23 protein-coding genes are annotated in these 26,297 nt (G+C 62.8%); 12 read left to right on the top strand and 11 right to left on the bottom strand.

Going from position 1 to position 26,297, the window contains the following annotated elements:
• The first annotated feature begins 19 nt into the window (after positions 1-19).
• Positions 20-1,294, top strand: coding sequence for a hypothetical protein (locus tag NCT04_RS26860; RefSeq protein ID WP_250468526.1), 1,275 nt, complete (start codon positions 20-22; stop codon positions 1,292-1,294).
• Between the two features lie 76 nt (positions 1,295-1,370).
• Here NCT04_RS26860 and NCT04_RS26855 read toward each other — a convergent pair whose 3' ends face one another.
• Both NCT04_RS26855 and NCT04_RS26850 read right to left on the bottom strand, forming a co-directional pair.
• Entirely contained in the window at positions 1,371-3,392 is a 2,022-nt protein-coding gene (locus tag NCT04_RS26855) for a glycoside hydrolase family 28 protein (protein WP_250468524.1), read from the bottom strand.
• Positions 3,393-3,659: 267 nt separating this feature from the next.
• Positions 3,660-4,295, bottom strand: a complete 636-nt coding sequence (locus tag NCT04_RS26850) for a TetR/AcrR family transcriptional regulator (RefSeq protein WP_244830063.1) — start codon at positions 4,293-4,295, stop codon at positions 3,660-3,662.
• Between the two features lie 151 nt (positions 4,296-4,446).
• Here NCT04_RS26850 and NCT04_RS26845 point away from each other — a divergent pair, with 151 nt between their 5' ends.
• Complete coding sequence (locus NCT04_RS26845) at positions 4,447-5,565, top strand: porin (protein ID WP_255784700.1); 1,119 nt, start codon at positions 4,447-4,449, stop codon at positions 5,563-5,565.
• Position 5,566: 1 nt separating this feature from the next.
• On the opposite strand, the gene NCT04_RS26840 is transcribed toward NCT04_RS26845, so the two are convergent.
• Positions 5,567-6,313 (bottom strand): SDR family oxidoreductase, encoded by a 747-nt coding sequence (locus NCT04_RS26840; RefSeq protein WP_250468522.1) that lies wholly within the window; start codon positions 6,311-6,313, stop codon positions 5,567-5,569.
• A 105-nt stretch (positions 6,314-6,418) separates the two neighbouring features.
• Between NCT04_RS26840 and pdxR the strand changes: the two genes are divergently transcribed.
• Entirely contained in the window at positions 6,419-7,867 is a 1,449-nt protein-coding gene (gene pdxR, locus NCT04_RS26835) for a MocR-like pyridoxine biosynthesis transcription factor PdxR (protein WP_250468520.1), read from the top strand.
• A gap of 18 nt (positions 7,868-7,885) precedes the next feature.
• Here pdxR and NCT04_RS26830 read toward each other — a convergent pair whose 3' ends face one another.
• From NCT04_RS26830 to NCT04_RS26805, 6 genes are all read right to left on the bottom strand, one after another.
• Positions 7,886-8,503 (bottom strand): FMN-dependent NADH-azoreductase, encoded by a 618-nt coding sequence (locus NCT04_RS26830; protein ID WP_250468518.1) that lies wholly within the window; start codon positions 8,501-8,503, stop codon positions 7,886-7,888.
• On the bottom strand, positions 8,500-8,958 hold the full coding sequence (locus NCT04_RS26825) for a GNAT family N-acetyltransferase (RefSeq protein WP_250468510.1): 459 nt from the start codon (positions 8,956-8,958) through the stop codon (positions 8,500-8,502). The genes NCT04_RS26830 and NCT04_RS26825 overlap by 4 nt, the downstream gene beginning before the upstream one ends.
• Positions 8,959-9,050: 92 nt before the next feature.
• On the bottom strand, positions 9,051-9,902 hold the full coding sequence (locus tag NCT04_RS26820) for a sugar phosphate isomerase/epimerase family protein (protein WP_250468505.1): 852 nt from the start codon (positions 9,900-9,902) through the stop codon (positions 9,051-9,053).
• 4 nt (positions 9,903-9,906) lie between these two features.
• Positions 9,907-11,070: a dihydrodipicolinate synthase family protein gene (locus NCT04_RS26815; protein ID WP_250468503.1), complete on the bottom strand. Its 1,164-nt coding sequence runs from the start codon at positions 11,068-11,070 to the stop codon at positions 9,907-9,909.
• An 8-nt stretch (positions 11,071-11,078) separates the two neighbouring features.
• A complete protein-coding gene (locus NCT04_RS26810) occupies positions 11,079-11,858 on the bottom strand; it encodes a 3-ketoacyl-ACP reductase (protein ID WP_250468502.1) in 780 nt (259 codons plus the stop codon).
• A 128-nt stretch (positions 11,859-11,986) separates the two neighbouring features.
• Positions 11,987-12,652 carry a TetR/AcrR family transcriptional regulator gene (locus tag NCT04_RS26805; RefSeq protein WP_244830074.1) on the bottom strand — a complete coding sequence of 222 codons (666 nt, stop codon included), beginning with the start codon at positions 12,650-12,652 and terminating at the stop codon, positions 11,987-11,989.
• A gap of 196 nt (positions 12,653-12,848) precedes the next feature.
• Between NCT04_RS26805 and NCT04_RS26800 the strand changes: the two genes are divergently transcribed.
• The 5 genes from NCT04_RS26800 (at position 12,849) to NCT04_RS26780 (ending at position 17,457) form a co-directional block, all read left to right on the top strand.
• Positions 12,849-14,369 carry an acyl CoA:acetate/3-ketoacid CoA transferase gene (locus NCT04_RS26800; protein WP_250468500.1) on the top strand — a complete coding sequence of 507 codons (1,521 nt, stop codon included), beginning with the start codon at positions 12,849-12,851 and terminating at the stop codon, positions 14,367-14,369.
• Positions 14,370-14,395: 26 nt separating this feature from the next.
• Entirely contained in the window at positions 14,396-15,166 is a 771-nt protein-coding gene (locus tag NCT04_RS26795) for an enoyl-CoA hydratase/isomerase family protein (protein WP_250468499.1), read from the top strand.
• Positions 15,167-15,237: 71 nt separating this feature from the next.
• On the top strand, positions 15,238-16,536 hold the full coding sequence (locus tag NCT04_RS26790) for an MFS transporter (RefSeq protein WP_250468497.1): 1,299 nt from the start codon (positions 15,238-15,240) through the stop codon (positions 16,534-16,536).
• A gap of 48 nt (positions 16,537-16,584) precedes the next feature.
• Positions 16,585-17,079, top strand: a complete 495-nt coding sequence (locus NCT04_RS26785; RefSeq protein ID WP_250468490.1) for an MOSC domain-containing protein — start codon at positions 16,585-16,587, stop codon at positions 17,077-17,079.
• A 45-nt stretch (positions 17,080-17,124) separates the two neighbouring features.
• On the top strand, positions 17,125-17,457 hold the full coding sequence (locus NCT04_RS26780; protein WP_250468483.1) for a DUF2322 family protein: 333 nt from the start codon (positions 17,125-17,127) through the stop codon (positions 17,455-17,457).
• 59 nt (positions 17,458-17,516) lie between these two features.
• On the opposite strand, the gene NCT04_RS26775 is transcribed toward NCT04_RS26780, so the two are convergent.
• Both NCT04_RS26775 and kdgD read right to left on the bottom strand, forming a co-directional pair.
• Complete coding sequence (locus NCT04_RS26775; protein ID WP_250468482.1) at positions 17,517-18,869, bottom strand: MFS transporter; 1,353 nt, start codon at positions 18,867-18,869, stop codon at positions 17,517-17,519.
• Positions 18,870-18,959: 90 nt separating this feature from the next.
• On the bottom strand, positions 18,960-19,877 hold the full coding sequence (gene kdgD / locus NCT04_RS26770) for a 5-dehydro-4-deoxyglucarate dehydratase (protein WP_244830083.1): 918 nt from the start codon (positions 19,875-19,877) through the stop codon (positions 18,960-18,962).
• A 194-nt stretch (positions 19,878-20,071) separates the two neighbouring features.
• Here kdgD and garD point away from each other — a divergent pair, with 194 nt between their 5' ends.
• The 4 genes from garD to NCT04_RS26750 all read left to right on the top strand — a co-directional run bounded on the left by garD (position 20,072) and on the right by NCT04_RS26750 (position 26,294).
• Complete coding sequence (garD, locus tag NCT04_RS26765; protein WP_250468480.1) at positions 20,072-21,664, top strand: galactarate dehydratase; 1,593 nt, start codon at positions 20,072-20,074, stop codon at positions 21,662-21,664.
• Positions 21,665-21,838: 174 nt separating this feature from the next.
• Positions 21,839-22,540 (top strand): ABC transporter ATP-binding protein, encoded by a 702-nt coding sequence (locus NCT04_RS26760; protein WP_244830087.1) that lies wholly within the window; start codon positions 21,839-21,841, stop codon positions 22,538-22,540.
• The gene (locus tag NCT04_RS26755) at positions 22,537-25,104 is read left to right on the top strand and encodes an FtsX-like permease family protein (protein ID WP_250468478.1); all 2,568 of its coding nucleotides are present in this window, start codon (positions 22,537-22,539) and stop codon (positions 25,102-25,104) included. Before NCT04_RS26760 ends, NCT04_RS26755 begins: the two co-directional genes overlap by 4 nt.
• The gene (locus NCT04_RS26750; RefSeq protein WP_250468476.1) at positions 25,104-26,294 is read left to right on the top strand and encodes a lipocalin-like domain-containing protein; all 1,191 of its coding nucleotides are present in this window, start codon (positions 25,104-25,106) and stop codon (positions 26,292-26,294) included. The genes NCT04_RS26755 and NCT04_RS26750 overlap by 1 nt, the downstream gene beginning before the upstream one ends.
• The last annotated feature ends 3 nt before the right edge of the window (positions 26,295-26,297 follow it).

The raw sequence follows: 26,297 nt of genomic DNA, 5'->3' as shown, positions 1-26,297 counted from the left end.
AAATCAACGAGGCATAAAAATGAAAGTCAAGGCATCTATCATCGCTATGGGTCTGGCAGCACTGGCATCGACGGCAGCTTTCGCCGACAACTCGTCGGTAGGCGAAAAAGCCTTCGTGACGCAGATCGGCGCCGGCAACACGGCTACCGTGACGCAGACGGCATCGAGCAACGACACGGTCAATGTTCTGCAAAGCGCGAACAACGCGCAAGCTACTGTCACGTCGTCGAACGGCTCGAACAACGACACCGACATCAAGCAACTGAGCGGCGCGGCGAACTCGAAGCTCGGCGCGACGGTCACGCAAGACGGCGCACACAGCGAAACCACCCGCATCTCGCAGAACGGCACGAACTCGACGGCCAACGTAACGCAAACCAACGCGTCGCAAGACAAGGACACCGTCAACCAATACGGCGCCAACAGCAAGTCGACGATCTCGCAAACGGGCGGCGGCTCGAACACCGTCACCATCAATCAAGGTTCGACGCAGTACGGCAAGATCGACGGCGGCGAAGCCACCGTGACGCAATCGGCCACGATCGGCAACACGGTGAAGATTTCGCAAGACCGTGACCACGGCAAGGCCGTGGTGCAAACCACGGGCGGCGGCTACAACGACACGACCGTGACGCAAACGGGCGGCGTGACCGACACGTCGGTTCAGCAAAACAACGAATACGCCGACACGGTCAAGATCACGCAGAACGGCGCGGAAATCGCCAACGTCTCGTCGACCAACGGTGGCAACAACCACACGACCATCGACCAGAGCGGCGCCAACTTGCCGAACCTTGCAAGCGTGCACCAGATCAACGCGCAAAACGAGACGACCAACATCGTTCAGTCGGGCGCCGCGTTCAACACCGCTTACGTCGATCAACTGTACGCTTCGAACGACCACGCGACCGTCGTCCAGACCGGCAGCAACAACACGGCTTCGGTTGCACAGCGCTTCGGCGGCGGCAACACGGCAAGCTCGCTGCAACTCGGCTCGTCGAACAAGGCCGATCTGACGCAGGACAGCGCGGGTGAATCGAACATCGTGTCGTCGCAAATCGGCGATCTGAACACGGCGAAGGCTTCGCAGTCGGGCTCGTATGAAGACCTGCTGCTGACGCAAGCGGGCTTCGGCAACGTCGCGACCTCGTCGCAAACGGGCGCCAACAACGTCGGCGTGATCACGCAGATCGGCCTGGGCAACAACGCATCGGTGACGCAAGCTGGCTACGGCAACACGGCTGTCGTGACGCAAACGGGCACGGGCAACAAGGCGACCATCGCACAGAAGTAAGCATCGCGGTTCTTGCAGTACCTTGCGGGCGGCTCATGCGGGAGCCGCCCGTTTTTTATTCGAGTCTCTTATTGCGTTACGCGCCTTGCCCCGGGAAAGGCACGAAGGCGGCGCTGCAATCGACCGGGCCTGACGTGCCCGTGTTGGTCGAACGCGTGACCGTCACGCTGCCGGCGGTCTGAAAGGGCAGATTCGTTCCATCCGCTCTAATGGCAATAAGCGCATCCGACACGGCGAAGCCAGCCGGCGCCATATCCGCGATAACGTTGTTGAGCGAAATCACGAGCGGATTCACGACCGGCGGATTCGGCACACCCGCCGTGCCGCCGGACCATCCGGAGCCTTGCATGATGGGACTTGCCGAATTGAAGCCCTGGAACGTATAGCTCGATGCATTCACGATACGCACGCCATCGAGCGCGATGCCCTGCATGTTCGGATAAAGGCCGCCATTCTTCATCGCGCTGTAATACGGCGAGAAGATGAGTGCCTGCGGGTTGCCGTCCGGCGACGACAAAGGCGTGCGGATGCAAATGTTCGAATAGCGAATGTTCGAGATCAGTCCGCTGCGGCTCCAGTCCGACTTGATGCGCAGGCCGTTGTCCGCGCCGTCGATCGCGAGATCGTAGACATTGACGTTGCTCACGCTCGGCAAGACGCCGTTGACCGCGACGACATCCGGATTGGCCGCGCCGTTGTCGGTGCCAGCGGTTTCGCTGCCGATCGACATGCCGTGGCCTTCGTAGAAGTGACTATGCGCAACGGTGAGGTTATAGGTCCGGCCGTTGACCGTGCCCGTGCCGCCCTTGATCGCCATGTTGTCATCGCCGGTGCGGATGAACGAATAGGCGATCAGGATGTTGCTCGCGTCCCCCGCGAGCCTGCCGGGATTGCCCGCATTGCTCGTGATGACGCCCGAACTGCCGGGATCGATGCCGTCGGTGTTCTTCGCGGTGGCGGGGCTATACGGCATGCCGAGATAGTTCGTCATGGCTTCATAGGCGGCCGTCGGCGTGTAGATCTTGACGGCCCATGCCGTGAAGCCGTCGATGCCGCTCGGCCCCACATGGAACTTCGGCGCATTCTGCAACGTCACGCGGTACAACGTGAAATTGCGCCCGTTGCTGATCTGGACGAGGCGCGGATTGTTCTGCGCCTGATTCAGCACCTTGTTGGCCTTCCAGCCGATGTCCCACCAACTCATGGTGGTGCCGTCGGGGCGTTTGAGCAGATTCGGGTCGTTCGGCACGCTGCTCACGAGGGGACTGCCGCCGCGCCCGTCGATGACACCGTCGCCCATCACCGCGACATTGGCGACCTTGCTCGCGTTGATGAGCGCGAGACAGCCGTTGTCGCTCGCGGTGATGACGCCGCAACTCGCCGTCCCCTTGGTCTTGTCGTACTGACGTGGGTCGCGCGACGCGAAGAGCGTGACGCCCTGATCGATCCACAAGGTGATGCCGGTCGGCATGGTCAGCGCGCCTGCGAGAAACGCGTTCGCGCCGCCCGATCCGGCCATCAGATGCACGGCCTTGTTGGTCGCGAGACTCGTGCTCGACTTGTTCGCGCAGTCGTTGAGCGCGGCCTGAATGCGCGCGGTGTCGGGCGCAGTGTCGGTGGCGTCGGCGCTATCGGGCAGGAGGCCGTTTGGCAGCGCGGAGAGCGTGGCGGGCAGTTCCTTGCAGACTTGCGCGGCGGTGGGCAACGACGGTTCGGGCGGCAATGCGGCGTCGTAGAGCGTCGTGCCGACCTTGAAGCCTGCGGGCGGCGTGACGACGGCTGGGTCACTGGCGGGCGCGGCATCGGACGCGGTTTGCGCAGGCGTGGCGTCGGAGGCAGTTGGCGCCGGTGTAGCGGTCGATGCAGGAATAGCTGCCGATGCAGGCGCAGCGGACGAAGCCGCTGAAGCCGCCGAAGCCTCGGAAGCCGCCGGTGCTTCGCCGTTATTCTCGACCGCCGCGTTTGTCGGCGTGGACGAAGAGCCGCCGCAAGCGCCGAGCGCGAAAACCGTCGTAACCGATAAAAGCCACGCGGCCGCGATCCGCGACGGACTGCTCTTGGTTTCTCTCTTTGAACTGCTGTGGATGCAATTTCTCATGCTTGGGTCAAAACCTCGTTGTTTGAATACGTCATCCGAGGGAGAACGCTGCCTGATGTCATCCGATAAGGCGGCGCAATCCTCTCATGTGGTCGTACAACTTCGAGGAGAATCTTAGCGATCCGAATCAAGAGAGATACTTGGGTTTGTCCCTTAAGCCATTTATAAGAAAAACATAAGAATCGCCGGCGAATTTGTCTTCGAAATTGCCGGTTGAATCGGTTTCAACGTAAGCGCGTCCTGGCTGGCGGGTACGGAGAAGACCCGTCAACTGCTAGAAGGCATTAAAAACCGGTCGACGATATCCACGATCTGCGCGCGCTTGGCCACGAGAAACGCTTCGGCTTTCATGTCGATATCGAACAGCGTGCCGAAGGTGTGCTGATTCGCGATGCAGAAAAAAGCCAGGCTGCTGATGGTCATGTGCACGTCCTTCGCGCTGACATCGCGGCGAAATACGCCTTGCTCGCGGCCGCGTTCGAGGATGGCGTCGAGCAGGCGAATGATGCCCTGATTGCTTTCGCGCACCACGCCCGATTTCGCGAGGAATGCGCCGCCTTCTATGTTCTCGCTTGCCACGAGCCGCACGAAGCTCGGATGGCTCACGTAATAATCGAACGTGAAGGCGCAGATTTGCGCGAGCGCTTCGCGTGGTGGCATGTTGGCGTCGCCGAGCGCTTCTTCCTCGCGACGGATGCGCTGATACGCCGCTTCGAGCGTCGCGATATACAGTTTCTCTTTTGAATCGAAGTAGTAAAAGACGAGCCGTTTGGTGAGTCCGACGCTTTGCGCGACGTCTTCCACGCGCGTGGAGGCGAAACCGTTTTGAGCGAACGCTTCGGCGGCGGCTTCGAGCAAGGCCGCTTTCGTGCGTTCGGCGTCGCGTTGTTTAGGCTTGATCATGCGGCGAGGCTTCGAGTCGGTGAGAGACGCGATTGTATGCTTAACATGTTCCATCGCCGTCATTCGTGAAGACTTCGCGAGTTGGTGCTATGTTGCTGCCGGAGATACTTCCGTCAATAAGATTGCGCCAGTCAAAGGAGTGCAACACATCATGAGACATCGTTTGATCAAAGCGGCAAGTATCCTGTTCTTATCGACAGGTTTTGCGTCGGGCGCGTATGCGCAATCCACGGTCACCATGTATGGCCGTCTCGATGGCGGCATCGAATATCTGAACCACGTGGCGAACGGTCAAGGCGGCACGTCCTCGCGCTGGAGCGCCGAAGGCGGCGACTGGGGCACGAGCATGTTCGGGCTGAAAGGTATCGAAAATCTGGGCGGCGGCACGTCGGCCATCTTCACGCTCGAAACCGCCTTGCAGATCATGAACGGCACAACGGGCGGCGGACGCATGTGGTCGCGACGCGCTTATGTGGGGCTGACTTCGAAAGAGTGGGGGCAATTGCAGGCCGGCCGTAATCTTTTCATCGATAGCGACGGCGTCTGGGAATTCGATCCCTTCGTGCAGCAGGCGGTGTCGTCGGCATCGCTCGTGAGAGGACGCAACTGGCAGCAAAGCAGCAATAACGTCGAATATCACAGCCCGGTGTTTCATGGCCTCGACGTGCAGGGGCAGTATGCGTTCGGCAATCAGCCGGGCGCGTTCAACAAGGGCGCGACAGGCGAGTTCGGCCGCTCGGACGGCATCATGCTTACCTATCATTCGTCGATGCTCGACGTGCGCGGCATCTACGATGAACTGCGCAGCGTGGATGGCCGGCTCGACAACATCTTCCAGGCGTCGCGCGAATACTTTGTCGGTGCAAACGTGAAGGTCGACAAGTTCAAGCTGCAGGCCGCGTACACGCACTACGCCGCGCCGGATTCGCCCGCAGGCGTGGCGGATAGCGCCGATCACTACTGGCTCGGCGCGACTTACCAGTGGACGCCGCAATGGGCCGTGACGGCCGCGGGCTTTTACATTCACGTGGGCGACGGCACGGGCGATACGGCGCACGATCCAGCCAGTCACGCGACGCTCTATGCGCTCGGCACGACCTACAACTTCACCAAGCGCACGTTCGTCTATGGCACGGTAGCCTACGTGCGCAACAGCGCGAACGGCACGTTTTCGGTGTTCGCCACGCCGCGCGACACGACGCCCAGCACGAGCCCGCTCGCGGGAGAATCGCAAACGGGTGCGTATGTCGGCCTGATGCACATCTTCTGATTCAGGCTTCGCGGCGCAACCAGTCTGCAAGACGCGTGCGACCCAGACGCGCATCGGCGAGCGGCACGAGCGAATTTTCTTCGAGCGTGCCGCCGAAGTACGTGGCGCTTGTATCGACGACGACATCGCGCGTGTCACTCACCGCCTGCAGATAGCGCGATATCAATTCGTTCATGGGCGCGCGCTCCGGTCCGGCTATATCGAGCACGCCATTCAGCGGCGCGGTCAGCGCGATATCCGCGACGATGGCGGCCACGTCGTCCGCTGCAATCGGCTGAAATCGATGCGGCGAGAGACGCGTTTGGTCATCGCTCGTACAGACATCGGCGATGCCTTGCAGAAACTCGAAGAACTGCGTCGCGCGTACGATGGTGTAAGGCAAACCCGATTCGCGAATCAGCTTTTCCTGCTCGTCCTTTGCGCGAAAATAGCCGTTGTCCGGCATGCGATCCGTGCCGACAATCGACAACGCCACATGATGTTTCACGCCCGCTGCGTGTCCGGCTTCGATCAGGTTCATGGTCGACGTGCGGAAGAACGCCATCACGTCATCGGGCGCCCAAGAAGGCGCGTTCGTTACGTCGATAACCGTGTGCGCGCCCGTCAACGCTTCCTTCAAGCCTTCGCCCGTGACGGCATTCACACCGCCGCGCGACGATGCGGCCAGTACATCGTGAGCCTGTGCGCGCAGAATGGCGACTGCCTTCGCACCGATGAGCCCCGTTCCGCCAATAACGACAATCTTCATGTCCAGCCTCTTCAAGTGGATGAATGGTTGAAGCCATTGTGCAAGAATGATGGCTCACCCAAAAGGGACAAGATTCGCAAGATTGACTAGGCCATAGGATGCGTCATGGCGTGGAACATGGAAATCGACCGGCGCGAGGAATTGCCGATCTATCTGCAGATTTGCGAGCGATTCAAGTCGGCTATCGCGGCAGGGCATTTGCGGCCCGGCGACCGCGTGCCCGCCTTGCGAGGCTTGGCGACGCAGCTCAACACCGCGCGCGGCACGGTGGAGTTGGCCTACAGCATCCTCGTCAACGAAGGCTATCTGCACATGCGCGGCGCGGCGGGTACGTTCGTATCGTCGTCGTTGCCTCCGTCGGCGACCGCCGCGCGATCGCGCAAGAGCCGTGACCGCGCGCTTGCGCCCGCGCAGCCTGCGCGTGCGGATGACATCGGCAACGACGCGAAGCCGCTACGCCCCGGCCTGCCCGCGCTCGATGCCTTTCCGCGCAAGGTCTGGAGCAGGCTCGTGGCGTATCGCGCGAGAAGCGGCGATGTCGCCGCGCTCACCTATCCGGAACCAGCGGGCTATGGACCGTTGCGCGAGCACATTGCAACGTATGTCGGCTTGTCGCGCGGTGTGGAATGCTCGCCGGAACAGGTGTTCGTGACCAACGGCTATCGCGCGACGCTCGAACTCATCTTGCGCGGCCTCGCTCGACCGGGCGACAGCGCGTGGTTCGAGGAACCGGGCTATCTGCTCGCGCGTAACTTTCTTATCGAAGCGGGACTGCGGCTCGTGCCGGTACGGGTCGATGACGAAGGTCTCGATGTCGAACGCGGCGTAGCGCTCGCGCCGAATGCGCGCTTTGCGTTCGTTACGCCGTCGCATCAGAGTCCGCTTGGCGTCACGCTTTCGCTCGCGCGGCGCATGAAGCTGCTCGACTGGGCGAATCGCGCGGGAAGCTGGATCGTGGAAGATGATTACGACAGCGAGTTTCGCTACGTCGGGCGTCCGTTGCCGGCGTTGAAGAGCCTCGACCGGGATGATCGCGTGATTTATTGCGGCACCTTCAGCAAGGTGCTGTTTCCCGGCTTGCGGCTTTCGTATGTGGTGGTGCCCGAGCGGGCCGTCGCGCGCTTCGGGCAATTGACGAGGAGCACCAACGCGGGCTCGCCGTATCTATTGCAGGCGGCCGTGGCGGACTTCATCGCGCAAGGGCATTTCGCGCGGCATCTCAAGCGCATGCGTGCGTTGTACGACGAGCGTCGCACCTTGCTTGCCGATGCGCTCGTGCAGGCGTTCGGGGCGAGGCTGAGCGTGGAGTTGCCCGCTGGCGGCATGCATCTGGTGGCCATCTTCAATGCGGGCCGCGACGGTCCCGTGGATGATCTCGCTGTCGCCGCGCGCGCCCGCGAGGCAGGGTTCGCGGTGATCGGTTTATCGGCGTGGTATCTGGGCAAACGCACGAAGCGCACGTTGAGTGGCCTCGTGCTCGGCTTTGCCAATGTCGGCACCGCAGCGGAAGCGTCGCGTCTTGCGCGCATGCTGAGGCGCGCGTTCGATGGCTAAAGCGCGATTAAAGCGCGATTAGAGCGCGACGGAATCGCTCGAAGCGAAGAGCGCATGATGCGCGAGCCTGGCGCGTGCAACACGCAACGCGTCCTCGACTGCGGCGTCTCCCATGACGAGCCCCTGCAGCAACAAAAACTGCACGCTGTGAATGCCGATGGAACCCAGCGCATATCGCAGATACGGCGTCAGAAAGTCCGGCTGACGCGCGCGTTCCCCTGTATGAAAACCGCCGGACCCGACGATCACGAACGTGGGCCGGTCGCGCATCAAGCCGATCTTGCCTTCGGGCGTGGCCGCGAACGTGCGATGAATGCGCAACACATAGTCGATCCATAGTTTCAACGCGGCGGGAACGGTGAAGTTATGCATCGGCGTGTTGATGATGAGCGCATCGGTCGCTTCTATCTCGCCGACCAGCGTTTCGGAGAGATCGAACGCGCTGGCATCGGGCGTGCGCGAGGTAACGTTGCCGGCATAATCGCGTGTGATGGGCGCAAGCGGATGCGCCGTCAGATCGCGTTCGATCACTTCGACGATATTGGCGCTGCGCAGACGCTCGATCATCTCCATGGCGAGTCGATGGCCGTGGCTGTTCTCGCCATGCGGGCTGGCGTTGAGCAGAAGAAGTCTCATCGCGTCTGCTCCGTCGTGTCGTTCAGCGTCTCGACGAAATGCATGCCTCGCGCGAGCAAGCCATTGCGGTAGTAGAAGCGCTGCGCGAGCGCCATATGCAGGCCTGTGTCGAGCACGAAGCGGGCGCAATCGGATTCGCGCGCGATGTTGCGCACGGCATCGAGCAGGCTTGCGCCGATGCCGCTACGTTGCAACTCGTTCGTGACGACGAGATCGTCCACGTAGACAAAGCGTCCATAGATCAGATTCATCTGCGTGCGATAACCCGCGAGTCCGAGGACCGTGTCCGCGTCGGACGCGGCGATCAAACGGTAGCCTTGTTCATGCTGTGCTCGCAGTTGCGTGCAGAAAGCCGTGGCATCCGTCAGATGCGGACGCAGTTGTTTCATCACCGAGAAAGCGCGCGTCCAGTCGGCGGGCGTATCGAGATGGCGTATGACGATCCTTGGGTTCATGCGTGTTTCTCCTTGAGGCATGAACCGTACGATACATTCTCGATGACCCAGCGACAAGAGCCAAGAAAGCGCAAACCAACTAGGCCAAGATTTCAGCACACACTCGGCAGACGCTGCGCGCAAATGTCGAGCACATCGGCGGGATCGCGGCGCCACCAGTTGTCCTTCGAAAAAATCTCCACTTCGATCAAACCGTCATAGCCCGCCCGTTCGACCGCGGCCCGCAGCGCCGCGAGTTCGATCACGCCGTCGCCCATCATGCCGCGATCGAGCAACATGTCGCGCGTGTCGCGCAGCCAGTCGCATACGTGAAACGCACGAATCCTCTTGTCGCTTCCCGCCGCGCCTATCGATTCGACGAGCGCCGGGTCCCACCAGCAATGGTAGGCATCGACAGCGATGCCGAGAAAGCCATCCGCATGAGGATCGATGTCCGTGCATATCGCCAGCGCTTGCGCGATCGTGTTGATGGCCGAACGTTCTGCCGCGTACATGGGATGCAGCGGTTCGAGCGCGAGCGGCACGCCGCAGTCACGTGCGGTTTCATGCAATAAGCCTATGCCTTCCGCTATCTGCTCGCGCGCGCCGCGCAGGTCGCGACTGTCATCGGGCAGCGCGCCCATGACCATGACAAAGGCGCGTGCGTCGAGAATCGCTGCATCGCGCAGAGCCGCGCGGTTCGCTGCAATGTTCGCGTCGAACCCAGCACGCGTCGTCGCCGGAATGTAAGTCGAGCGGCAATAGCCCGTCACCGTGAGTCCGTGCGCGCGAATCTGCCGTGCAATCTGCTTGACATCTGCTTGTTCCACCTCATGCCGCCACGGCGCAATGCCGCCGAATCCCGCACGCGCGATACGGTCGATGGTCACGTCGAGCGGCTCGCGATGGCCAAGCGTCGCCGTGTTGATCGAGCATAGATCGAGTCTTCCTTGCAGGCTGCGCATGATGTCAGGCGCCGCAACCGAGGGCCGATAAAACCGCGCGCGCTCGCACAATCGCTTGCTCGGGATCGCGCAGTAGGCCAGCGCGATCGGCAAGACGCAATACATCCGCGAGATACACGGGCGGCCGCATGCCGTGGTGCCCGCCGAGCATGAAGAAGTGATCCTGAAAGCCGTTCAGATACGCGAGAAACACGACGCCCGTCTTGTAGTACTGCGTCGGCGCACGAAAAATATGGCGCGATAGCGGCACGGTCGGCGCGAGCAACGCGTGATAGCGCGCGTGATCGTTGACGGCGAGCGCGGCGAGCGCCTGCGATGCGGCGGGCGCAATGGCATCGAAAATGCCGAGCAGCGCATGCGAATGCCCGACCTCGTCGCCTTCTATCAGAACAGGATAGTTGAAGTCGTCGCCGGTGTACATCTTCACGTCATGCGGAAGGCGGCGCCGAAACGCGATCTCCTTCGCGTCGTCGAGCAGCGAAATCTTGATGCCGTCGATCTTCGCCGCGTTCTCGCCGATAATGTCAAGACACGTCCGCGCCGCGCTCTCGTAGTCTGGCGCGCCCCAATAACCCGCGAGTTCCGGGTCGAACATGTCGCCGAGCCAGTGCAGGATGACGGGCTCATTGCACATCGACAGGACTTCACGATAGACGCGCCGGTAATCGTCGCCATTTCGCGCCACCCGTGCGAGCGCGCGGCTTGCCATCAGGATGACGCGGCCGCCTGCGTGCTGGATGGCTTCGAGTTGTTCGGCGTAGGCGCGGATCACGTCGTCGCAAGAGCCGACTGTATGCGGCGCGACGTGGTCGGTGCCGCAGCCCGAAGCGATCGAAGCGCCGGGCATGTCACGCGTATCCGCTATCGTGCGCGTGATCAGCTCGAGCGCGCTCTTCCACGGCAGGCCCATGCCGCGCTGCGCGGTGTCCATCGCTTCGGCGATACCGAGCCCTTGCCCGATCAGATAGCGCCGATACTCGAGCGTGCGCGCCCAGTCGATCGCAACGGGTTCGTGAAGCTCGCCGCTCTTGCGTGGATCGGCGACGACATGCGCCGCCGAGTACGCGATGCGATTGAACGGCGCATCGGGTTGGCGCGGCACGAGCGGCGTGCCAATCAGACGATAGGTTTCCAGTGTGCCGCGTTCGGTCGGAAGCGTGATCTGCATGCGTATGCTCAGTATTTGTGAACGAGAAGACCGCCGTCGATGCGAATCGGCTGGCCGATGCTGTAGGGCAAGCCGCCCGTGGCGAGCGTGCGCACGGCGGAAGCCACTTCTTGCGGCGTGCCCCAGCGCTTGATCGCGGTGAGACCGTGTTCCATTTGCACGTCATAGCGCGCTTTCGAGGGCGCCGTCATCTCGGTTTCGATGAAACCCGGCTGCACTTCGTAGACGCCCACGCCGAAGTCCGCGAGCCGTAGCGAGAAGAGCGTCGTTGCCATGGAGAGACCGGCCTTGGACACGCAATACTCGCCGCGCTGCACGGAGGCCGCGACGGCATTCGACGAAGTGATGGTGATGATCGAAGGTGGATAGTTCGCCCCAGGCGCAGCGGTAGTGCGTGCGATGCGCCGCCCGAACGCCTGCATCAGAAAGAACGTGCCGCGCGTGTTCACCTGGAGGCACCGGTCGTAACTTTCCGGCGATACATCGAGCAAATCGCCGCGCGACATCACCGAGACGCCCGCATTGTTGACGAGACACGTCACCGGTCCCAGACGTTCTTCGATTGCGCCAAACAGGCTTTCGTGTTGCGCGATGTCGGCGAGATCGGAGAGTTGCACCGCGCATCGTGCGCCGCGTGCGATGACGGCGTCGCGGGCATCGTCGAGTTCGGCGGATGCGGCGATATCCGTGATGGCGATATCGAAACCGGCGCTTGCGAGTTCCAGCGCGATCGCGCGGCCAATGCCGCGACGCGCGCCGGTGACGAGCGCAACGGGACGTTCGTTCATTGCCCTTTCCCTCCATGAATTATAAGTAACGATACGGTTCGTTATTTAATAAATCAAGCGATATTGGGCCGAAGAGGGTTTTTACTTAGTAGGAGAGCGGCGGCAGAGGAAGGGCCGCCGAAATGCGGTCAGCGCGGACGCAGCAGGCTGAGCACGGTATCGATATTGAATTCGAGGCGTTCGCGCAGCGCCTCTTTCGAGACGAAATCGAAGCCGAAGATGACTTCGCCGGTGAAGCGGTTGGTGAGGTAGTAGTAGCCGATGGCCGCAAGCGTCAGATGCAACTGGCGCGCGTCGATGCCGCTGCGGAAGTCGCCGGCCGCGACGCCACGGTCGAGAATCGACTGCAGCATGTCGATGAAACCGCCGTGCAGTTCGCGAAAACGCAGCGACTTCTTCACATGCCGCGCGCGATGCAGATTCTCGCTGTTCACGAGCGCCATGAACTCGGGATGCTTGAGGTAATACTCCCAGGTGAACGTCATGAGCGCGCGGATGGCCTCGGCGGGCGGCAAGTGGCCGAGTTCCAGCTTGCGCTCCGCGTCGCGAATATCGGACCACGCGTCTTCCAGCACCGCCTGAAAGAGTTCGTCCTTGCCCTTGAAGTATTCGTAAATCATGCGCTTGTTGACGCCCGCCTTTTCGGCGATCGAATCGATGCGCGCGCCACCCAGCCCGACTTTCGCAAATTCCGCCTTGGCCGCGGCCAGGATCTTCGTCTGCGTCTGGATTGGATCGCGCGTGCGTTTGGTTTTCTTCGGCGCGTCCGGCGCTTCGGCGGTCGTTATCGGCATTGCCCCGTCTCTTTCGTGTTCGAAGCCTGAACGTTAGCCGACGCCGCCGGCACTGGCAATGCGCGGACTGTCGACGTGATCATCGTAAACCCCACTTTGTTCATCGAGCGCTTGAAGCCGATCCGAGCGTGTGCCAACATCTTCTCTAAGTAACGAACCAGTTCGTTTTTAGTGAATTAGAGCGAGGTAATTCAAATTGGATAAATGGATTCACGCCGAGGCCGTCGCGAACGCGATCCCTGACGGCGCGACGATTGCAATCACCGGTTCCGGCGGCGGCTTGCTGGAACCCGACGCCGTGCTCGCCGCCATCGAAACGCGTTTTCTGACGACGGGGCATCCATGTGACTTGACGGTGGTTCACGCGCTCGGCGTCGGCGACGGGCGCGCCAGCGGTCTGGGCCGTTTTGCGCACGAAGGCATGGTCAGGCGCGTGATCGGCGGACATTGGGTCTGGTCGCCGGCCATGCAGCAACTCGCCGAGAGCGGCCGTATCGAGGCGTACAGCTTTCCGGGCGGCGTGATTGCCACGCTGTTTCGCGAGATCGGGGCGAAGCGTCCTGGCGTGCTGACGCGCGTCGGCTTGCGCACGTTCGTCGATCCGCGCTTCGGCGGCGGCAAGCTCAACGATCAAACGCATGAGGATCTCGTCGAACTCGTGACGCTGGGCGGCGAAGAGTATTTGCGCTACAAGCCGTTTCGCATCGACTGGGCCATCGTCATGGCGTCTTCCGCCGATGACAGCGGCAACCTCACCACGCGCCACGAACCCGCCGACCTCGATATCTACGCGGTCGCGCTCGCCGCGCACAACAGCGGCGGCACGGTCGTCGCGCAGGTGAAGACGCGTTCGCAAGACTACGTGCCCGCCCGGCTCGTGCGCGTTCCCGGCGTGATGGTCGACCGGATCGTCGAGACGCCCGCGCAACGTCAATGTGCGATCAGCGACTACGACGCGGCGTTGAGCGGCGAAGCGCTCTTGGAAGCGCACTCTTCGAACGATGAGGCGGCTTATCCCGAAGGCATGCGCCTGATCGTCGCCGAACGCGCGGCACGGGAACTTGGCGTGGACCAGTCGGTGAACTTCGGCTTCGGCTTTCCGGGCGCGATTCCCGCCGTGCTCGCAAGACAGGGGCGCGTCAACGACTACTGGGGATCGGTGGAGCAGGGCGTGCATCGCGGCGTAATGCTCGACGGCGCCATGTTCGGCACGGCGCGAAATGCCGATGCCATTCTCCCGAGCGTCGATCAGTTCGACTTTTACAGCGGCGGCGGTATCGACGTGACCTTCCTCGGCATGGGCGAGTTCGACGAAGAAGGCAACGTCAACGTGTCGAAGCTCGGCAGCACGGTGGTCGGCCCGGGCGGATTCATGGACATTGCACAGGGCGCGAAGAAGATCGTCTTCTGCGGCGCATTCGAGGCGAAAGGTCTCGAAGTGAAGCAGCACGCCGACAGCCTCGAAATAGTCACGCCCGGTTCGGTGCCCAAGGCCGTGAAGCGCGTGCGCCATGTCACGTTCAGCGGTGTGCAGGCGCGTCTCGAAGGCAAGGAAGTCCTCTACGTGACCGAGCGCGCCGTGTTCCGGCTCGATGCGCTCGGCGTGCGGCTCATCGAAGTGGCGAAGGGTATTGACGTGCGCCGCGACGTGCTCGCGCGCATGGCGTTCGAGCCGCTCGTCGACGAGCATTTGCTCGAAGTGGAGTCGGCCGCATGACAACGAATCGGAACGAGGAGACAGGCATGCAATCGGAATCCGGCATTCGCTTCGCCGTCGAGGGCGGCATCGCGGTCATCACGCTCGAACGCGTGGCGCGTCATAACGCGCTGACGCTTCACATGCTCGACGAAATCGCGCGCGCCGTGAAAGAAGTCGAACGCAACGATGACGTGCGCGTCTTGCGCTTCGAAACCGCGAGTCCGCGCTTCTTTTCGAGCGGCGCGGATATCAACGAGTGGGGCGACATCGATCCCCAGAAGATGGGCACGCGCTTCATACGCGAGGGAAATCGCGTGTTTCGTGGCATCGCGGAACTGGATATTCCGACCATCGCGGTGCTCTCGGCCAGTGCGCTTGGCGGCGGACTGGAACTCGCGCTTGCATGCGATCTGCGCTATGCGAGCGTCGATGCGAAGCTCGGTTTTCCCGAGGCTTCCGTCGGCGCGATTCCCGGCTGGATGGGCTGCGCGCGTCTCGCGGAACTCGTGGGCGCGGTACGCGCGCGTGAACTGATTCTGCTTGGCGAACCTATCGATGCCGCGCGCGCGGTGGCATGGGGAATCGTCAACGAAGCCTTGCCCGCGGATACCTTGCGCGCACGTGTCGATACCGTGAGCGCGTTGCTCGTCGGCCGGTCGCGGACCTCGCTGTCGGTTGGAAAGCGGCTGCTTCGACTAGTCGAAACGGGCCAGGCAGAAATTGCGCACGAACTGGCGGCTTCGGTATGCAAGGCATCGCCGGATGCGCTCGAAGGGGTGGCGGCTTTTCGCGAGAAACGCAGCGCGAGATTTTGACGTCTCTCGGCGTAGTCATCGCGAGCCCGATAATTACTTAGTAAACCGTATGAAGTGGAGAGAGACAAAACATGGACCGTTCCAGTTACCGCTGGCGCATCTGCGCGCTGCTGTTTTTTGCGACCACCATCAACTATTTGGACCGGCAAGTGCTCGGTCTGCTCAAACCCGCGCTCGCGGTGCAGTTCAGTTGGACGGAGACGCAATATAGCTACATCGTCGTCATTTTCACCGCTTGCTATGCAGTGGGCATGCTGCTGTCGGGAAAGCTCGTCGATCGCGTCGGCGTGAAAATCGGCTATGGCGTGTGCGTGTTGTTGTGGAGCATCGCGGCGTGCGGACACGCGCTCGTGCGCAGCACCTTCGGCTTCGGCGTGATGCGAGCCTTGCTCGGCTTATCGGAATCGGGCAGCTTTCCATGCGCGGTAAAGAGCGTATCCGAATGGTTCCCGCGCAAGGAACAGGCGTTCGCGGTCGGCATTCTGACTTCGGGCACGAGCATCGGCGCGGTGGTGGCGCCGGCGACCGTGCCTTGGCTCGCGGCCGTGTACGGATGGGAAGCGGCTTTCTTCGTCACCGGCCTGACCGGTTTCGTGTGGCTCGGCTTCTGGTACTTCATGTATCAGGCGCCTTTGGAACACAAGAAGGTGTCGCGGGAAGAACTTCGCCTGATCGACGATGGCGCTTCCACCAACGCCGCGACGCAACCGCGCATCAGCTGGTTCGCGCTCTTGAAGTTGCGGCCGACATGGGCGTTCTTCGTCGGTAAATTGCTGACGGATCCCATCTGGTGGTTCATGCTGTTCTGGCTGCCGTCGTACTTCAATTCGCGCTTCAATCTCGACTTGAAGAACCTCGGGCTGCCGCTCGTGATCGTGTATGTCGCGACGTCCATCGGCAGCGTGGGTGGCGGGTGGGTATCGTCGAAACTGATTGCGCGCGGTTGGAGCGTATCGAAGGCGCGTGGCACGACCATGTTCGGCCTCGCGCTGCTCGTCACGCCAATTGCATTCGCGCCGTGGATCGACAACATGTGGGCGATGGTCGGTTTGCTCAGTCTCGCGGCGGCGGCGCACCAGGGCTGGTCGGCGAATCTTTTCACTACCGCGTCCGACATGTTCCCGAAGCAACTGGTCGGCTCCGTGGTCGGCATCGGCGGATTGGCGGGTGCCTTGGGCGCGACACTCTTTCCGCTTTTCGTCGGCGCGGTGCTCGACCACTTCAAGTTGCTCGGCAACATCGGCGCGGGTTACAACGTCATCTTCGTGATCTGCGGCAGCGCTTATCTCATTGCGTGGCTCTTGATGCGCGTGATTCGCGCGTCCAGGACGGTGACCGATGTCGACGGCCTGCAGGCCGACGCGAGTTAAAGGCAAACGATAGAATCGTACGTATCGCCGTGCGCTTCCATCGTCCTCATGCCGCTCAATCCTGCTTCGCCGCTCGCCCGTCTCATGCTCGCGCCCGTGCTGCCCGGCGGAATAGTATGGATAGGCTTGCGCACGGCGCGGCGCGCGCCCATGCAACAGGTCGAGAGCACGACGGCGCTGACAGGCGGCGGCCTTGACGGCGACCACTACAGCCGCAAGCAGGGCAACCGGCAAGTGACGCTGATACAACTCGAAAGCATGCGTGCCATTGCGAGCCATCTTGGTCGCGACGAAGTCTCGCCATTCGATCTGCGACGCAATATCGTCACGTCGGGCATCAATCTGCATGCGCTGAAGGACCGTCGGTTTCGTATCGGCGATGCGGTGCTCGAAGCGAGCGGCGAATGTCATCCCTGTTCGCGGATGGAAGAGACTTTCGGCGTCGGCGGCTATAACGCCGTGCGCGGCTTCGGCGGAATCACGGCACGCGTGATCGAAGGCGGAGCGATCGCGCTTGGCGATGTGATCGTGCCTTTGACTTAAGATAGCGCGCTTCCGAACGTCCATTATCGAACAGGAGCGTCAAGCGTGATCGAGCCGAAGAGCTTATTCAAGGACAACCTGGCGCAATTGCCGGGCATCGATGGTATCGGGCGTATCGATCTGATCGATAGCCGAGGCGCGGTGGTGTCGAGCATCGAAAACAAGCCGGGCAAGCAGGGCTCGCTCGCGGTGTATCGCTATCTCAAGCAGGCCTTCGGCACGCTCGATGTCGAGGCCGCCGAGTATGGCCTCGCTCTTTTCGCCGAACATACGACCGATGCGCGCAGCCGTCCGGGCGCGCATCCGAATGTGGATCGGCTGGTCGAGATTGCAAATGGCGGCGAACCGTTGCGTATTGAAGTGATCGCCGCGGAATGAGAAAAAGCGGCCACGAAGGCCGCTTTCATCGACTTAAGCCGACACATCGAGCTGACACATCAAACCGGCCTTAACTCCACCCGCTTGATGTCCTTGACGATCACGAGATAGGCAAACACCGTGATCAGCGCATTGACGCCGACGAACGCCAGCGCGCCGTTGAACGAGCCGGTCCGCGCGAGGATATAGCCGATCACGATCGGCGTGACGATGCCCGCCGCATTGCCGAACATATTGAAGATCGAACCCGACAAGCCGATGGCTTCCTTCGGCGCCGTATCCGCGACCACCGCCCAGCCCAACGCGCCGATGCCCTTGCCGAAGAACGCGAGCGACATCAACGCCACGACGAGCCAGTCCGCATCCACATAGTTGCAGCCGATGATGCACGACGACAGCAACATGCCGGCGACGATCGGCAGCTTGCGTGCGAACGTGACCGAACGCCCGTGGCGGATCAGCGAGTCGGACAGCACGCCGCCCAGCACGCCGCCGAGAAAGCCGCAGATTGCAGGCAGCGAGGCGATCAGGCCCGCTTGCAGAATCGTCATGTGACGCGCCTGCACGAGATAGATGGGAAACCACGTCAGGAAGAAGTACGTCAGCACGTTGATGCAGAACTGCGCGAGATACACGCCGAGCAGCATGCGGTTCGTGAGCAACTGGCGCACGGCGCTCCAGCCCAAAGCGTTGCCACCGTTGCCGCCGACGCGCCCACGCCGATGCCCGCGCACGAGGCCGCCGCCTTCCTCGATGTAATCGAGTTCCTGCTTGTTGATGCCCGGATGATCGGCGGGATTCTTCATGACAGCGAGCCATGTCAGCGCAAGCAGCAAGCCGGCGATACCCATGAAGATATACACGTGATGCCAGCCGAAAGCGTGCGTGAGCCAGGCCATCAACGGCGTGAACACGACAGCGGCGAAATACTGCGCCGCATTGAAAATGGCCGATGCCGTGCCGCGTTCGCTCGTCGGAAACCAGCTTGCGACCACTTTGGCGTTGGCGGGGAAGGCGGGCGCTTCGGCCGCGCCCATCATGAAGCGCAGCACGAACAACGCGGTCACGGCGGTGGCGGCGCTGCCGAGCAGGCCGATCGAGCTTTGCAGCAGCGTAAACAGCGACCACAGAAAGATACTCGCCGCATACACGCGCCGCGCGCCGAAGCGGTCGAGCAGCCAGCCTGCGGGAAGCTGCGAGAGCACATACGCCCAACTGAAGGCCGAGAAGATATACCCCATGCGGATGGCGTCGAAACCGAACTCGGCGCGCATTGCGGAGCCGGTGACCGACAAGGTCGCGCGATCCGCATAGTTGAAGGTCGTGATCACGAAGATCAGCAACAGAATCACGTAACGCACTCTCGTGCGCTTCATGGCGTCGGCCGGAGCAGCAGCGCGGCTCATCGACATGGCAATCTCCTTTTGGTTACGGCAAAAAAAACGCGCGGCGCTCGTTGATGACGGCGCCGCGCGTTTTTGTGTCTCCTGCCTGTCGTACTCTTACTGTGCGCCGAGCTTCTTGATCAGCACGTCGAGCTGGGCGACTTCTTCCTCGGTCAGGTCGGTGAGCGGTGCGCGCACCGGGCCCGCGTCGTGACCGACCAGCTTCGCGCCCGCCTTGACGATGCTCACCGCATAGCCCGCACGGCGATTGCGGATGGCAAGGTACGGCAGGAAGAAGTCGTCGATCAGCTTGCCGACGGTTTCGTGGTCGTCCGCCGCGATGGCGCGATAGAAGTCCATCGCGGTCTTCGGAATGAAGTTGAACACGGCCGACGAATACACCGGCACGCCGAGCGCCTTGTAGGCGGCGGCGTAGACTTCCGCGGTCGGCAGGCCGCCGAGGTACGAGAAGCGGTCGCCCAGACGGCGGCGGATGGTGACCATGGGCTCGATCTCGCCCACGCCGTCCTTGAAGCCGATCAGGTTCGGGCAGCGGTCGGCCAGACGTTCGAGCATGTCGGCGTTGAGCTTGGAGTTGGCGCGGTTATAGATAATGACGCCCATCTTCGGCACGGCCTTGCAGACTTCTTCGGCGTGAGCCGCGATACCTTCTTGCGACGCTTCGGTCAGATAATGCGGCATCAGCAAAATGCCCTGCGCGCCGTTCTTCTCGGCTTCCTGCGCAAACGCGATGGCCGTGCGCGTCGGGCCGCCCGCGCCGGCGAGAATGGGCACCTTGCCACGGCACACTTCGGTGGCCGTCTTCACGATCTGCGAATATTCAGGTTGCGTCAGCGAAAAGAACTCACCCGTGCCGCCCGCCACGAACAGCGCCGATGCGCCGTAGGGCGCGAGCCATTCGAGGCGTTCGGCGTAAGTATCCGCGCGGAAATTGCCTTGGCTGTCGAAGTCGGTCACGGGAAAAGAAAGCAGGCCTTCGGAAACGATTTGCTTGAGTTCTTGCGGTGTCGTCATGGTGTTATCTCGGTGGGCAGCGTCCGGCGGTTGCAGCGCTTATAGGTCATCGTACAACACGGGGTGACGTCGTACAACCAAAAGTGAATGGAATCGACGCTCTTCGGGGTAAACACCGACCAAAAGACGGCGGCTATGTTGTAGGATGACATAACTCTAGCCGGCAGAAGTTTTCGCGCCAAGGATCATCAAGAATGAATCAGTCCCCGCTCTATATTCGCGTGCACCCGGACGATAACGTCGCAATCGTCGTCAACGACGGCGGTCTGGGCGAAGGCGCCACGTTCGCCGACGGCCTCGTGCTCCGCGAGCGCGTGCCGCAAGGCCACAAGGTCGCGCTGGCCGATCTGCAGGAAGGCGACGCGGTCATCCGCTATAACGTCGTGATCGGCTATGCGAACAAGCCGCTGCCAAAGGGAAGCTGGATCAACGAGCACGTGCTGCGCATGCCCACGCCGCCCGAGTTGCACGATCTGCCGATCGCGACCATCAAGGCGCCGGACAGCTCGCCGCTCGAAGGCTTCACGTTCGAGGGGTATCGCAATGCGGACGGCTCGGTCGGCTCGCGCAACATCCTCGCCATCACGACGACCGTGCAGTGCGTGGCCGACGTCGTGCAGCACGCGGTGACGCGCATCAAGACGGAACTGCTGCCGCAATACCCCAATGTCGACGATGTCGTGAGCCTCGGCCATACGTACGGCTGCGGCGTCGCCATCGACGCGCCCGACGCCATGGTGCCTATCCGCACGGTGCGCAATATCGCGCTGAATCCGAACTTCGGCGGCGAAGTGATGATGGTGAGTCTCGGCTGCGAGAAGCTGCAGCCCGAGCGCCTGATGCCGCCTGGCACCATTCCTATCGCGGCGGCATCGGTGGAAGTGGACGACGTTGCCGATATCGGCGATCTCACGGCGGACGAAAACGGCGGCGCGGTCGTGCTGCAGGACGAATCGCACGTCGGCTTCGAGTCGATGATCGATTCCATCATGCGCATGGCCGACTCGCACCTGAAACGCCTCAACAATCGTCGCCGCGAGACGTGTCCGGCGGCGGACCTCGTGATCGGCGTGCAGTGTGGCGGCAGCGACGCCTTCTCCGGTCTGACGGCGAATCCGGCAGTCGGTTTTGCGACCGACCTGCTGGTGCGTGCAGGCGCGACCGTCATGTTCTCGGAAGTCACCGAAGTGCGCGATGGCGTCGCCCAGTTGACGGCGCGCGCCGCGAACGGCGAAGTGGCGGCGGCGATCATCCGCGAGATGCAGTGGTACGACGATTATCTGAAGCGCGGCGGCGCGGATCGTAGCGCGAACACCACGCCGGGCAACAAGAAGGGCGGGCTGTCGAATATCGTCGAGAAGGCGATGGGGTCCATCGTCAAGTCGGGTAGCTCGACCATTTCGGGCGTGCTTTCGCCGGGCGAAAAGGTCAAGCAGAAGGGCTTGATCTACGCGGCGACGCCCGCGAGCGACTTCATCTGCGGCACGCTGCAACTGGCTGCGGGTATCAACCTGCATGTGTTCACCACCGGACGCGGCACGCCGTACAGCCTGGCCGAAGTACCGGTCATCAAGGTCGCGACGCGTTCGGATCTGGCGCGGCGCTGGCACGATCTGATGGATATCAACGCGGGCACCATCGCGACGGGCGAAGCGACGATTGCGGACGTGGGCTGGGAGTTGTTCCGTCTCATGCTCGATGTCGCGAGCGGAAAGAAGCAGACGCGCGCCGAGAAACTGAAGCTGCATAACGCGCTGGTTCTGTTCAATCCGGCGCCGGTGACCTGATTTTTTATCGCTGTTCGCTGGAACGATGCGCCCCGTCACCGGCATGGCTGGTGAACGGGGCGCAGTGGTTTGTGGTGGTGAGCGCGTCGAGGCGAGCGCTGCCGTCGCTGCTTGCCGCGATGGCTCCGGGTACACTACTTGCCCCTTGAAACGACCGTCCCACGCCTGGCCCTCATGCCCTCCATCGCTCCCGCACTCGAATGCCGCCGCCTCAGCAAGTCCTACGGCAACGGCCGCATCGTGCTCGCGGGCCTCGACTTCATCCTCGAATCGGGCGAGTTCGTCGCGATCATGGGCGACTCGGGCGTCGGCAAGTCCACTTTGCTGAATCTGATCGCCGGTCTCGATACCGCCGACAGCGGCGACGTACTGATCGATGGCGCGCCGATGTCCACCCAAAGCGACGATGCCGCCACGCGCACGCGCCGCGAGAAGCTCGGCTTCGTCTTTCAGGCGTTTCACGTGCTGCCGCATCTCACGCTCGCGCAAAACGTCGCCGTGCCGCTGCTGCTCAACGCCATGCCGCCTGCGCCCGCGAACGCGATGCTCGCCGCTGTCGGTCTCGCGGGCCGCGACGATGATTTGCCGCGACAGTTGTCCGGCGGCGAGTTGCAGCGCGTGGCGATTGCGCGCGCGTTGGTGCATCGGCCGCGCCTCATTCTCGCCGATGAACCCACCGGCAATCTCGATCCGCAAACGGCGCACGAAATCCTCGCGCTCTTGCGCCACGAAACGAAATCGACGGGCGCCGCGACCATCATGGTCACGCATTCCGAAGCGGCCGCCGCGGTTGCCGATCGCGTGCTCGTGCTCGCGGACGGCACCTTGCACGAGGCGGAATCGCTCGCGGCGTTCAACGCAGCGCGCGTCCAATGACGGCGCTCGCCGCCGCGCCCCGCACGCTTACGCGCTGGCTGCTCGGCGCGCAATGGCGCAGTCATCGCGGCCGCGCGCTGGTCGCCATACTCACTATCGCGCTTGGCGTCGGGCTCGGCTACGCGGTGCAACTCATCAACAGCGCCGCGTTCAACGAGTTTTCCGCCGCCGCGCGCAGTCTGTCCGGCCAGGCGGACTTGCAGGTACGCGGCGCACAGCCGTTCGTCGATGAAAACATCTATCCGCAACTCGCCGCGCACGAAGGCGTGGTCATGGCGAGTCCCGTGCTCGAAGTCGATGCCGCCGTGCCCGGCCGCGATGCGCCGCTCAAGGTGCTTGGCATCGATGTGTTCCGCGCCAAGCGCGTCGCGCCGGACCTTACGGGCGTGCCGTCCGCCAACGCGCCGTTCGACGTGCTGTCGGGCGATGCCATCTTTCTGTCGACCGCCGCATTGCAATGGCTCGGCGCGCGCGCCGGTGGCAAGGTTGCGTTGTTGAGCGGGACCGAGAAGGTGCCGTTGCGGGTGGCGGGCGGAATCGCGCGGGCATTGCCGGGACAGCGCATCGCGGTGATGGACATTGCGGCGGTGCAGACGCGCTTCCATATGACGGGCAAGCTGTCGCGCGTCGATCTGCAACTCGCGCGCGGTGTCGATCGCGACGCCTTCCAGCGCGAGCTGCAGCAGTCGCTCGGAGCGCGTTTTGTCGTCGGACAGACGCGCGATGTCGAAAGCCGCACCGACCGGCTTTCGCGCGCGTATCGCATCAACATGAACGTGCTGGCGCTCGTCGCGCTTTTTACCGGCGCGTTTCTGGTGTTTTCGACGCAAGCGGCGGGCGTCGTGCGCCGCCGCGCGCAATTCGCGATGTTGCGCGTGCTCGGCATGACGCGCAGGCAACTCGTGCGGCAGATCATGCTCGAAGGCGCATTGCTGGGCGTGGGGGGCGCGATCATCGGCATTGCGCTGGGTTATGCGGTGGCGGCGGTGGCGCTGCGCTTTTTCGGCAGCGATCTAGGCGGCGGCTACTTTCCGGGCGTGCAGCCGCGGGTCGGTTTCGAACCGCTTGCGACGGCCATCTTTCTTGCGCTCGGGATTGGCGTGGCGCTGGCGGGGACGCTCGTTCCCGCGCTCGAAGCGGCGCGCGCGCGGCCCGCGCCCGCGCTCAAGGCGGGCAGCGAGGAAGCCGCGCTCACGCCGCTGCGCAAGCCGTGGCCGGCGTTGATCTGTCTTGCGCTCGGCGTGGTGCTGACGCAAGTGCCGCCTGTCTTCGATGCCCCCATCGCCGGTTATCTCGCCGTCGCGTTTCTGCTCGTCGGTGGCATCGCGCTCATGCCGCGTCTGACGGCCATCGTGTTTCGTGCGGCGAGCGTCGGGTATGCATCGCGAAAGAATAAGGCGCCGCGCGCGCGCAGCACGATCGCCACGCTCGCGCTCGCGCGGCTTGCGAATGCGCCCGGTCAAGCGTCGATTGCCATGGGCGGCGTACTGTCGAGCTTCACGCTGATCGTCGCGATGGCGATCATGGTGGCGAGCTTTCGCGTGTCGGTGGAAGAATGGCTCATGCATCTGCTCTCCGCCGATCTCTACGTGCGCATGGCGTCGAGCGGCGATACGGGCGGCTTGCGTCCGGCCGAGCAGGCGCAACTCGCGGCGACAAAGGGCATCGAACACACGGCGTTTTTGCGCACCTCGCAGGTGACGCTCGATTCGGCGAAGCCGCCTATCGTGCTGATTGCACGCGAAATCGATGCCGCCGATCCGGGCGCCACGTTGCAGATGACGGGTTCCGTGCTGCCGCCTTCGTTGTGGCAACCGAACGAGACGCCGGTATGGGCGTCGGAGGCGACGGTCGATCTTTATGGCTATCGGGTCGGCGAGCGCATTGCGTTGCCGGTCGGCGCGGCGAAGGAGCGCTTCGTCATCGCGGGCATCTGGCGCGACTACGTGCGGCAGACGGGCGCGTTGCAGATCCGGCTCGCCGATTACCGCCGCATCACGGGCGACTCCACCGCGACCGACGCCGGCATCACGCTGTCGAAGGGCGTGCCGGCCGCACAGGTGATCGACGCGCTGAAGCGCTTGCCGTTCGGCGTCGCGCTCGAATTTTCGCAGCCGGGCGACATCCGCGCGCGCACGCTCACCATCTTCGACCGGAGTTTCGCGGTGACTTATTTGCTGGAAGGCGTGGCTATCGTGATCGGCCTGTTCGGCGTGGGCGCGACGTTTTCGGTGCAGACACTTGCGCGCGCTCGCGAGTTCGGCATGCTGCGGCATGTCGGCGTCACGCGCGGGCAGATCCTGGCGCTGCTTGCAAGCGAAGGCGGCTTGCTTACCTTGCTCGGTATTGCGATGGGTTGCGTGCTTGGGTTCGCGATCAGTTTGATTCTCGTGTTCATCGTCAATCCGCAGTCGTTTCACTGGACGATGTCACTGCATGTGCCCTGGTCGATGATCGCGATCATCGGCTGCGTGATGCTCGCTTCTTCATGCGCGACGGCGGTGCTGGCGGGAAGACGCGCGGTGTCCATCGATGCCGTGCGCGCGGTGCGGGAGGATTGGTGATGCGTGCGTCTTTGCTTTCGACGATGATGCTTTTGGCGACCGTCGCCGGCGCGGCAGATGCGGCAGGCGCGGCAGGCGCGGCAGATGCGGCAGATGCGGCGAATGCGGCAAGCACCACGGAGACGTCCGACACAGCCAGCGCCGCCGACCGGCAATTCGCATCCGTCAGCCCCGGCCACTCCATTCAATGGCCCCAAGACACCGGCTCCCACCCGGCTTACCGCACCGAATGGTGGTACGCAACCGGCTGGCTCGAAACACCCGATCACAAGCCGATGGGCTTCCAGATCACCTTCTTCCGTTCGAAGACCGGCAAGGGCGAGCCAACGAGTGCTTTCGATCCATCGCAACTCATCATCGCGCATGCCGCCCTGAGCGATCCCGCGCACGGCCGCCTCGTGCACGATCAGAACGTCGCGCGACAAGGCTTCGATCTCGCCTACGCGAAAAACGGCAACACCGACGTCAAGCTCGATTCATGGCGCATGACGCGCGCAGCGGACGGCCGCTACACCGTCAGCGCCGATGCCGCCGGCTTCGCATTGCATCTCGTCTTGGCGCCGACGCAGCCGCCGATGCTGCAAGGCGATGCGGGCTACTCGCAGAAGGGCCCGCTTCCCGCGCAGGCGAGCTACTACTACAGCGAGCCGCAATTGAGCGTTAGCGGAAGCGTCACGCGGCCGTCGGCATCCGAGAAAAAAGGCGATACGGTCGCCGTCACCGGCAAGGCCTGGCTCGATCACGAATGGTCGAGCACGCTGCTTTCGTCGGATGCATCCGGCTGGGACTGGCTCGGCGCGAATCTCGACGACGGCTCCGCACTCATGGCCTTCAAGGTGCGCAGCCGCGACGGCCACGCGATCTGGGCGCATGCCGCATTACGCGATGCCGCCGGACACGCGACACAATACGGCCCCGCCGACGTCGACTTCACGCCGCAACGTCAATGGCGCTCGCCGCGCACGGGCACGACGTATCCCGTGGCGATGAGGGTGCGCGTTGGCGCGCTGCAATGGCAGCTTGCACCGCTCATCGACGATCAGGAACTCGACTCGCGCGATTCCACCGGCGCGCTTTACTGGGAGGGCGCGGTGACGCTGACAGGAACAGGTTTCGCGCCCGCTCAACGGGGGCGCGGCTATCTCGAACTGACGGGTTATGCAAAGGCGATCGAAGTCGAAAAGCGCTGACGC

The sequence above is a fragment of the Caballeronia sp. GAFFF2 genome (assembly GCF_023631485.1).
In the GTDB taxonomy this organism is placed as follows: Bacteria; Pseudomonadota; Gammaproteobacteria; order Burkholderiales; family Burkholderiaceae; genus Caballeronia.
The sequence above is the reverse complement of the archived record's forward strand: the minus strand, read 5'-3'. Positions and strand labels throughout refer to the sequence as shown.